Origin of the sequence: Modestobacter altitudinis (genome assembly GCF_005930475.1) — a bacterium.
GTDB lineage: Bacteria > Actinomycetota > Actinomycetes > Mycobacteriales > Geodermatophilaceae > Modestobacter > Modestobacter altitudinis.
The window spans coordinates 70,069-76,267 of sequence record NZ_SJEW01000015.1 but is presented as its reverse complement, the minus strand read 5'-3'; the positions used below and the strand labels follow the sequence as shown (position 1 = coordinate 76,267).

Annotated in this window: 7 protein-coding genes; 2 read left to right on the top strand and 5 right to left on the bottom strand. The window is 75.4% G+C overall.

Translation table 11 applies throughout. The features are described from left to right. Window positions 1–253: hypothetical protein (locus FHL79_RS08205; protein WP_218938378.1), on the bottom strand; the 253-nt coding region annotated here is incomplete at its 3' end. 137 nt (window positions 254–390) lie between these two features. Between FHL79_RS08205 and FHL79_RS08200 the strand changes: the two genes are divergently transcribed. Further along, window positions 391–1,362 (top strand): 4-hydroxy-3-methylbut-2-enyl diphosphate reductase, encoded by a 972-nt coding sequence (locus FHL79_RS08200; RefSeq protein WP_138758117.1) that lies wholly within the window; start codon window positions 391–393, stop codon window positions 1,360–1,362. Window positions 1,363–1,434: 72 nt separating this feature from the next. Here FHL79_RS08200 and FHL79_RS08195 read toward each other — a convergent pair whose 3' ends face one another. Then, the gene (locus FHL79_RS08195) at window positions 1,435–2,076 is read right to left on the bottom strand and encodes a DUF6542 domain-containing protein (RefSeq protein WP_138758116.1); all 642 of its coding nucleotides are present in this window, start codon (window positions 2,074–2,076) and stop codon (window positions 1,435–1,437) included. Window positions 2,077–2,337: 261 nt separating this feature from the next. Next, complete coding sequence (locus FHL79_RS08190) at window positions 2,338–3,603, bottom strand: DNA recombination protein RmuC (protein WP_138758115.1); 1,266 nt, start codon at window positions 3,601–3,603, stop codon at window positions 2,338–2,340. Window positions 3,604–3,676: 73 nt separating this feature from the next. Between FHL79_RS08190 and FHL79_RS08185 the strand changes: the two genes are divergently transcribed. Continuing rightward, the gene (locus FHL79_RS08185; RefSeq protein WP_138758114.1) at window positions 3,677–4,117 is read left to right on the top strand and encodes a VOC family protein; all 441 of its coding nucleotides are present in this window, start codon (window positions 3,677–3,679) and stop codon (window positions 4,115–4,117) included. Window positions 4,118–4,127: 10 nt separating this feature from the next. Here FHL79_RS08185 and FHL79_RS08180 read toward each other — a convergent pair whose 3' ends face one another. Together FHL79_RS08180 and FHL79_RS08175 are read right to left on the bottom strand one after the other, a co-directional pair. After that, window positions 4,128–4,661: a methylated-DNA--[protein]-cysteine S-methyltransferase gene (locus tag FHL79_RS08180; protein ID WP_138758113.1), complete on the bottom strand. Its 534-nt coding sequence runs from the start codon at window positions 4,659–4,661 to the stop codon at window positions 4,128–4,130. Beyond that, complete coding sequence (locus FHL79_RS08175) at window positions 4,658–6,160, bottom strand: AlkA N-terminal domain-containing protein (protein WP_138758112.1); 1,503 nt, start codon at window positions 6,158–6,160, stop codon at window positions 4,658–4,660. The genes FHL79_RS08180 and FHL79_RS08175 overlap by 4 nt, the downstream gene beginning before the upstream one ends. Window positions 6,161–6,199: the final 39 nt, after the last annotated feature.

The following is a 6,199-nucleotide window of genomic DNA, read 5'->3' as shown; positions in this document are numbered from 1 at the left end:
GAGGAGCGGGGAGGTCGTCGTCGAACGTCGCCATCCCCGGCTCGGCGGCACCGCGCAGCCCGGTGAACAGCTCGTCGCCCCGGGCCACCAGCCCGGAGTACTGCTGCTGCAGCTTCAGCGAGTGCTGCAGGACCTGCCCGATCACCCGCACTGGCAGTCCGGGCAGCGTCACGGGGAGCTTGCGGGCCTCATCGAGCACGGTGGCGGCCAGTCCGGCGAATGCGCGGACGACCTCGGGGATCTCTCGAGCCATGCCTCCAGCGTGCCCCACCCGACGGCCAGCGGCAGCCCGACCTGTGCCGTCCTCCTCCGCAGGGGTGGCAGATCCGGCGCCGAGGAGACCTTCGCCACTGCCGCGTCCCGGTCGCTGCGCCCACTTAGGATGGGGGAATGGCTGAACCACGCGGACGCGTCCTGCTGGCCGACCCCCGTGGGTACTGCGCCGGCGTCGACCGGGCGGTGGTCGCCGTCGAGCGGGCGCTGGAGATCCACGGTGCGCCGGTCTACGTCCGGAAGCAGATCGTCCACAACAAGCACGTGGTGGCCACCCTGGAGCGCCGCGGCGCGGTGTTCGTCGACGAGACCGACGAGGTCCCCGAGGGTGCCGTCGTGGTGTTCAGCGCGCACGGGGTCTCCCCGGCGGTGAAGGCCGAGGCCGAGGCCCGGTCGCTGCAGACGATCGACGCGACCTGCCCGCTGGTCAGCAAGGTGCACATGGAGGCCAAGCGCTTCGCCAAGGAGGACTACGACATCCTCCTCATCGGCCACCGCGGGCACGAGGAGGTCGAGGGCACCATGGGCGAGGCCCCGGCGAACACCCAGCTGGTCGACGGCGCCGACGACATCGCCAACGTGCAGGTCCGCGACCCGGACAAGGTCGTCTGGCTGTCCCAGACGACGCTGTCGGTCGACGAGACGCTCACCACGGTGGACTCGCTCAAGGCCCGCTTCCCCGGTCTGCAGAGCCCGCCCAGCGACGACATCTGCTACGCCACGCAGAACCGCCAGCAGGCCGTCAAGCAGATGGCCGGTGAGTGCGACCTGGTCATCGTGGTCGGCTCCACGAACTCGTCGAACTCCGTCCGGCTGGTCGAGGTGGCGCTGGAGGCCGGCGCCCGCGACTCCCACCTGGTCGACTTCGCCTCGGAGATCGACGAGGCCTGGCTCGAGGGGGTCGGCACGGTCGGCGTCACCAGCGGTGCCTCGGTGCCGGAGATCCTGGTCAGCGACGTGCTGGACTGGCTGGCCGAGCGCGGCTACCCGGACGTCTCGAGCGTCAAGGCCGCCGAGGAGCGGCTGGTGTTCGCCCTGCCGCACGAGCTGAAGCAGAAGCGCGCCGCGCTCGCCGTCGAGACCGACTGAGGCACCCGCCGCAGAGGCGGGAGCAGGAAGGGCCGGCACCCGATGGGTGCCGGCCCTTCCTGCGTGCGGAGCTCAGCGCTTGCTGACCAGCCGGAACAGCGACAGCGCGATGGCGGCGCCGGTGGCGATGCCCATCGCCGGGAACCCGCGGACCAGCAGCGTCGCCAGGCCCGGCAGGGTCAGGTCGGCCGACGGTGCCAGGGCCAGGTTGACCACGGCCACCGCGATGAACACCAACGGCGGGGCGACCACCACGGTCAGCAGGTCGCCTCGGCGGACGGTCAGGGTCGCCACGACGGTGCCCGCGGTCAGCGCGACCAGGGTGATCATCCCCAGGCCCAGGCCGATGTAGGAGTCGGCGGCCGCGGCGACGAGGGTCAGCAGGAAGACGCCCAGGACGGCGACGACGCCGCGCAGCCGGGAGCCGGCAGCCGGCGCGGTACGGGTCCGCCCTGCTGCTGCGGGACCGGCACGGCGGTCGTCGACCGCCGGCCGGCCGACCTCGCCGGAGGGCCGGGGAGGTCCGCTGCGGGCGGATCGGGGATCAGGGGCGCGGCGCTCGGGCGGGTGGCCGCCACGGGCCGGGCGGTCGCGCTCGAGGCGCTCCCGCTCGGACCGCTCGGGGACGCGCCCCCGGGGGCTGCTGCCTCCCGCGCGCGGTGACGGGTACCCACGGCCGGCTGCGGAGCCGGCGTCGTTGCGCTCTGCACGCACGGCTTCCTCCCGCCAGTCCCCAGCTCGAGCATCGACAGTGACCGGAGCGATGGTGCACCTCCTCGTCGACGGCAGCACGCGTCAACGCACCACCCGGTCGGGCCACGGTAACGGCCCTTCCTGAGTAGACGCTGGACCTCGCGGGAGTCGCGGGCCAGAAGTCGCCGGTGTCGCGGGCGCCAGGTGGCGCTTTGTGCACAGCTGCACCTCAGCAGCCCCAGCGACCCCAGCGGTCGCGGGCGCGGCGACTCCGAGGGCGCTTCAGCCGGCGGTGCCGTCGATCCCGCTGCCGTACCGGGTGCTGTCGTACCCCGGGTCGTCATACGCGGTGCCCTCGTAGGCGGTGCCCTCGTAGGCGGTGGCGCCGTGCCCGATGGCGCCGTGCCCGGTGACGGAGGGGCCGGTGGCGCTGAACCCCGTGCCGGCCGGGCCGGTGCCGGGCGCGATGGTGCGCGAGCCGGGGAGGGGCAGCTCGGCCGGACGCGGGGCCGGCTCGCCGTCGGGCACCGACCGCAGCACGCGCACCGCGCCCTCGACCGGTCCGGGCGTGGGCACCGGCGCGGCGGCGACACCGAGGTCGTCGAACCGGCGGGTGGCCACCAGCACCGAGTTCTCGTAGGACCCGACGGTCTCGTTGTACCGGGTGAGCGCCGACCCCAGGGCCGAGCCGAGCCGGGTGAGGTGGCCGGACAGCGTGCTCAGCCGGGTGTGCACCGTTCGGCCGACCTCGAGCACCGCCGCGGCGTCCTGGGCCAGCCGCTCCTGACGCCACGAGTACGCCACGGTGCGCAGCAGCGCCAGCAGGGTGCTCGGTGTCGCGACGATGACGTCGCGGGCGAAGCCGTGCTCGAGCAGCGCGGGCTCGGCCTCCAGTGCGGTGGTGAGGAAGCCGTCGGAGGGGACGAACAGCACGGTGAACGGCGCCGCCGAGCCGAACGCGCTGGGGTAGTGGCGGGCCGCCAGCGCGTCGACGTGGGTGCGCAGCTGGCGTGCGTGGTCGGCGACCCGCTGGGCCCGTACCGCCTGGTCGGTGGCCTGGACGGCGTCGATGTAGCCGGTGAAGGGCACCTTCGCGTCGACGATCACCTGGCGCCCGTCGGCGAGGGTGACCACCAGGTCGGGCCGGACCCGGGCACCGTCCTCGGTGGTGCCCGAGGGCTGCTCCACGAAGTCGCAGTGCTCCAGCAGCCCGGCGACCTCGACCACCCGGCGCAGCTGCAGCTCGCCCCACCGACCGCGCACGTGCGGCGTGCGCAGTGCGGTGACCAGCGACGCCGTCTCCTGGCGCAGCAGCGCCGAGGTCTGCCCGATGGTGCCGACCTGCTCGCGCAGCTCCCCGTGCGCGGTGAGGCGGTCCCGCTCGATGCCGGCCAGCAGCCGGTGCAGGTGGTCCAGCGACTCGTGCACCGGCTCGAGCGCGTCCGGCGCCGCGGTGGACCGGCCGCGCAGTGCTACGACGCCGAGGGTCACGGCGGTGGCCAGCAGCGCGCCGACGAGGAGCCCGAGGAGCAGGGAGGCGGCGTCCATGGGCAGCAGCCTGCCCCACGGGTCCGACAGTTCCCGGTGAGCGGCGGTGGCCCGCGTGTCCGACAGTGGCGGCATGACCGACACCCCGCTGGCCAGGCCGCAGGCCATCCACCACGTCCGGCTCACCGTCACCGACATCGCCCGCTCCCGGGCGTTCTACCGGTCCCTGCTCGGGGTCGACCCGGCGTTCGACTTCAGCGACCAGGTCGACGAGCCCGGGGTGCGCGAGGACCCCGCCCGCCTCTTCGGCGGCTGCGTGTTCCCGCTCGGCGACCAGCTCGTCGGGCTGCGCCCGGTGGCGGCGACCGGTGACGTCTTCGAGTCCACCCGGGTGGGGCTGGACCACCTGAGCCTCGCGCTCGGCTCGCTGGCGGACCTGCGGGCGGCCGCTGCCCGGCTCGACGAGGCCGGGGTGGTGCACGGGCAGGTCCACGAGCTCGACGGCATGGGGCTGGCTGTCCTGTCGCTGCAGGACCCCGACGACATCAACCTGGAGCTGTCCGCGCCGGTCTGACCGGCGTGGCTCAGGCCGCGACGGGGGCGTGCTCCGCCTCGTGGTCGAGCAGCCAGCGCTTGACCGGCGTCCCCCAGCGGAAGCCGCCCAGCCCGCCGCCGGTGGCCAGCACCCGGTGGCAGGGCACGAACAGCGCCGCGGCGTTGCGTGCGCAGGCGCCGGCCGCTGCGCGGATCGCGGACGGGCGCCCGCACCGGGCGGCGAACTCGGCGTAGGTGTCCGGCTGACCGGCCGGCACGGTGCGCAGCACCTCCCAGGCGTCGGTGAGGAACGGGCCGGACCGCTGCCGCACCGGCACGGCGTCGATCGCGGCGACGTCCCCGGCGGTGAACGCCGCGACGACGTCGAGCACCGGCAGGGTGTCGGCGCGTTCGACCCAGGTCGGCCGCAGCGACCGGTGGACGACGGGCAGCAGGTCGCTGACGTCGTCGGTCCAGCCGCTGGCGAGGACGACGTCCTCGCCGTCCGGCCCGGTGGTGACGACGACGGTGAACGGTCCGGGTGGGGTCGCCGTGCAGGCGAACCGGGCGGGGGCGGTGCTCATGACGGGCTCCGATCGGAGAGGGGACCGCGGGTGAAGAGCGTGGGGACGGCGAGCGCCCACAGGTGCATCACGGCGTAGGAGCGCCACGGCCGCCAGCGTTCGTCGGCCTCGGCGTCGGAGCTGCCCAGTGCGGCCAGGCTGCGGCGCAGCGCCAGGTCACCGGGCAGCCAGACGTCGGGGTCCGCCAGCCCGCGCAGCCCGACCAGGGCCGCCGTCCACGGGCCGATGCCCGGCAGTGCCAGCAGCTGCCGGCGGGCCTCGTCCCGGTCCGACCCCGGGTTCAGCACCACGGAGCCCTCGGCGAGCGCGGCGGCCACGGTGTGCACCGTGCGTCGCCGCGCCCCGGTGAGCCCGACCGCGGAGAGGTCGGCGTCGGCGAGGTCGGCGGCGCGGGGGAAGGCGTGGGTGAGGGTGCCGACCGGCTCGACCAGCGGGCGGCCCGCGGCGGCGACCACCCGGGCGGTGAGCGTGCGGGCGCCGGCCACCGAGACCTGCTGGCCCAGCACCGCCCGGACGGCGAGCTCCTCGGCGTCCGGCGCGGTCGGCACCCGCCGTCCCGGCGCGCCGGCGACCAGCGGTGCGAGCGCCGGGTCCGCGCCGAGCACGGCGTCGACGGCGCTGGGGTCGGCGTCCAGGTCCAGCAGCCGACGGCAGCGGGTCACCGCCACCCCGAGGTCGCGCAGCTCGTGCAGCCGCAGCCGGGCGGTCACCGCCGCGCCGCCGTCCGGGGCGGGGGAGAGACGGACGACGGCGGGCCCGTGCGGCAGGTCCAGCACCCGGGAGAACGTCGTCCCGTCCCACTCCTCCAGGCCGGGGGTGGCGTGCGCGCCGAGGAAGAGCAGCACCTCCTCGGCGGCGAACGGAGCGCGGGCGGCCAGCCGCAGGGTCAGCCAGCCGGGGGCGCCGCCGTTGGTGCGCGGCGTGGCCGGGCGCAGCTCGGAGGGCGTCCGCCCGAAGACCGACCGGACCGTGTCGTTGAACTGCCGGATGGACGCGAAGCCGGACGCGAACGCGACGTCGGTCATCGGCAGCAGGGTCGTCTCGATGAGCAGCCGGGCGGTCTGGGCGCGCTGCGCACGGGCCAGCGCCAGCGGGCCGACGCCGAGCTCGCTGGTGAGCAGCCGGTGCAGCTGCCGCTCGGAGTACCCCAGCCGCCCGGCCAGCCCGCCGACCCCGCCGCGCTCCACCTCGCCGTCGGCGATCAGCCGCATCGCCCGGGCGACGACGTCGGCGCGCACGTCCCAGTCCGGCGACCCGGGGACGGCGTCGGGCCGGCACCGGCGGCAGGCGCGGAAGCCGGCCGCCTGGGCCGAGGCCGCGGTGGTGTGGAACTCGACGTTGCGCTGCAGCGGGGTGCGTGCCGGGCACGACGGACGGCAGTAGATGCCGGTGCTGTGCACAGCGGTGACGAACCACCCGTCGAAGCGTGGATCGCGGCTGGCGACGGCTCGGTAGCAGTGCTCCGCGTCGAGCCGGCCACGCTCCAGTACGGCTGTCATGGGCACGAGCATGGCACCGATCCGGGGGGTCGACTGGCG